This window comes from Streptomyces sp. MP131-18 (assembly GCF_001984575.1).
GTDB classification, from domain to species: Bacteria; Actinomycetota; Actinomycetes; order Streptomycetales; family Streptomycetaceae; genus Streptomyces; species Streptomyces johnsoniae.
Window position 1 is genome coordinate 7,001,480 of sequence record NZ_LZNS01000001.1, and the last position, 3,520, is coordinate 7,004,999.

The following is a 3,520-nucleotide window of genomic DNA, read 5'->3' on the forward strand; positions in this document are numbered from 1 at the left end:
TCGATGTGCCGACGTATCCGTTCCAGCGCCGCCGTTACTGGTTGTCTGCGGGTGGTGGGGTCTCGGGTGCGGGTGGTGGTCTTGATGGCACGGGGCATCCGTTGCTCGGTGCTTGGGTGGGGCTTGCGCAGTCGGATGGCTATCTCTTCACCGGCAGTCTGTCCCTGGCTTCGCATGCCTGGCTGGCCGACCATGCGGTGAACGGTGTGGTGCTGCTGCCGGGGACGGCGATGCTGGAGCTGGCCGTTCATGCGGGGGATCAGGTCGGGTGCGGCACGGTGGAGGAGCTGACGCTGGAAGCGCCGCTGCTGCTACCGGAGTCCGGTGACGTGCAGGTGCAACTCACCGTGGCCGCCGCGGACGAGACGGGGCGCAGGCCCCTGACCCTGCATGCCCGCGCCGACGCGTCGGACGTGTGGACCCGGCACGCGAGCGGCGTGCTCTCCCCGCTGCCCGCCGGCCCCTCCGGCGACGACGCCATGACGACGTGGCCGCCGCCCGGCTCGGTCGCCGTGGACCTGACGGACTTCTACGCGCACGCGGCGGCGGCGGGCTTCGGGTACGGTCCGGCGTTCCAGGGGTTGACGGCCGTCTGGCGCGGTGGTGACGGCGCGTTGTTCGCCGAGGTCACGCTGCCCGAGGAGGCGGCGGAGCACGGCACGGGCGACTTCGCGCTGCACCCCGCCCTGCTGGACGCCGGGCTGCAAGCGCTGCGGGTCGGTGGCGTGCTGGAGGGCGAGGGCAGGCTGCCGTTCGCCTGGCGCGGCGTGACCCTGCACGCGGTCGGCGCGTCGGCGCTCCGCCTGCGGCTGTCGGCCCGCGGGGCCGATGAAGTGGCCCTCGACGTCCATGACGACCGTGGCCTGCCGGTGGCGACGATCGGCTCGCTGGTCGCCCGCCCCTTCGCGGGCGCGGACGGGCAGGAAGCCGCCGGTGCGGCGCGCGGCGCGCGTGACCACCTGTTCCGGGTGGCCTGGGCGTCACTGCCCGCCACGGGTGTGCCGGACGCCGCGGCACAGGAGGCGGTGTTCGCCGACCTCGGCGGCGGTGCCCCGGCCGACGTGCCGGGCGCCGTGCGCGCCACCGTCGCGGACGCGGCGGAGCGGGTACGCGCGTGGCTGGCGGACGACGCCCATGCGGACCGGCGGCTCGTTCTCGTGACCCGCGGGGCCGTCGCCGTGCAGCAGGGCGAGCCGGTCACCGATCTGGCGGGCGCGGCGGCCTGGGGCCTGCTGAGATCCGCCCAGGCCGAACACCCCGGCCGGTTCACCCTGTTGGACACGGACGGCGACCCGGCCTCGGATGCGGCCGCGGTCGCCGCGGTGGCGGGCGGCGAACCGCAGCTGGCGCTGCGCTCCGGCATCGCCTACGCGCCCCGGCTCGACCGCCAGGAGCCGCCGCTCGCCCCGCCGCGCGACGCGGCCGGGGCCTGGCGGCTGCGCCTGGGCGACGCGGCGGCCGGCGGCACCGTGGAGAACGTGCGGCTCGGTGCCGCCCCCGAGGCCGCCGAGCCGCTGGGCCCCGGGCAGGTGCGGGTCTCCGTACGCGCCGCCGGGCTCAACTTCCGCGATGTCGTCCTGGCGCTGGGCATGGTGTCCGGCCGCGATGGCGGTGACGGCCGCGACGAGCTGGGCGGCGAGGGCGCGGGCATCGTGCTCGACGTCGCGGACGACGTCACGGCGTTCCGCCCCGGGGACCGCGTGATGGGCCTGCTGCCCGGCTCGTTCGGGCCGCTGGCCGTGGCCGATCACCGGATGCTCGTGCACATGCCGCAGGGCTGGTCGTTCGTGCAGGCCGCGACCGTGCCGATCGCCTTCCTCACCGCGGCCTACGGGCTGCGCGACCTCGCCGGGCTGCGCGCGGGCGAGTCGGTGCTCGTGCACGCGGCGGCCGGCGGCGTCGGCATGGCCGCCGTGCAACTCGCCCGGCACTGGGGCGCCGAGGTCTTCGGCACCGCGAGCACCGGGAAGTGGCGCCACCTGCGCGCGCTCGGCCTCGACGAACGCCACATCGCGTCCTCCCGCACCCTGGACTTCGCCGACGCGTTCCGGGACGCCACCGGCGGCCGGGGCGTCGACGTCGTGCTCAACTCGCTCGCGGGCGACTTCGTCGACGCGGGGCAGCAACTGCTCGCGCCCGGCGGCCGGTTCGTCGAGATGGGCAAGACCGACATCAGGACCGGCGCCGCGCGGGAGGACACCACCTACCGGGCCTTCGACCTCATCGAGGCCGGGCCCGACCGGGTGCGGGAACTGCTGCGTGACTGCGCCGACCTGGCCGCCGCGGGCGTGCTCGCCCCGCTGCCCGCGACCACCTGGGACGTGCGGCGGGCGCCCGAGGCGCTGCGCCACCTCCAGCAGGCGCGGCACGTCGGAAAGATCGTGCTCACGGTGCCCGCCCCGCCCGCGCCCGGGCGCGCCCTTGACCCGGACGGCACGGTGCTGATCACCGGCGGCACCGGCACGCTCGGCCGCCGCGTGGCGCGCCACCTGGTGGAACAGCACGGCGCCCGCCACCTGCTACTGATCAGCCGCAGCGGCCCGAACGCGGAGGGCGCCGCGGAAGTCGTCGCGGAGCTGGCCGAGTCGGGCGCCACGGTCACCGTCGTCGCCGGTGACGCGGCGGACCGCGGCACGCTGGCCGCGTTGCTCGCCGCTGTTCCGGCCGCGCACCCGCTGACGGCCGTCGTGCACGCGGCGGGCGTCCTGGACGACGGTGTGGTGGAGTCCCTGACCGCCGAGCAGGTGGTGCGGGTCCTGGCGCCGAAGGCGGACGCGGCGTGGCACCTGCACGAGCTGACGCGGGATCAGGAACTGTCGGCGTTCGTGCTGTTCTCCTCCGCGGCCGGTCTTCTCGGGGGCCGAGGCCAGGGCAACTATGCGGCGGCGAACGCGTTTCTCGACGCGCTGGCGCTGCACCGCAGGGCGCAGGGGCTGCCCGCGGTGTCGCTGGCGTGGGGTCTGTGGGCCGAACGCAGCGGCATGACCGGCGGCCTCGGCGCGGAGGACCTGGCCCGCATGCGGCAGGCCGGGATCGAGGAACTGTCCACCGAGGAAGGGCTCGCGCTCCTCGACGCGGGGCTCGGCGCGGCGGAGACGGCCCTCGCGCCGATCCGGCTGCGCACGGCCGCGCTGCGCGCCCGTTCCGCCGTCGACGAGGCACCGCCGCTGCTGCGCGGCCTGGTGCGCGCGCCCAGGCGGCGCGTGGCGCGCGCGGCGAACGACGCCTCCCCTGGCCGTTACGCCTCCGCCTCGGTGGCAGAACTGCTCGAACTCGTCCGTACCCAGTCCTCGGCGGTCCTCGGCCACGGCGCCGCGGAAGCCGTGGCGGCAGACCGGGCGTTCAAGGAGCTGGGCTTCGACTCGCTGACGGCCGTCGAGCTGCGGAACCGCCTGAACGCCGCGACCGGCCTGCGCCTGCCGTCCACCGCCGTCTTCGACTACCCCACGCCGCAGGCGCTCGCCGCGCAGCTGCGCGACCTGCTCGGTCCCGCGCCGGGCGGGGCCGGCCGGGAGGCCGC

The 3,520-nt window shown here is 76.4% G+C and carries 1 protein-coding gene; it reads left to right on the forward strand.

The features are described from left to right. Window positions 1-116: 116 nt before the first annotated feature. The coding region (locus STBA_RS38125; RefSeq protein ID WP_171987825.1) for an SDR family NAD(P)-dependent oxidoreductase at window positions 117-3,520 on the forward strand (3,404 nt) is incomplete at its 3' end.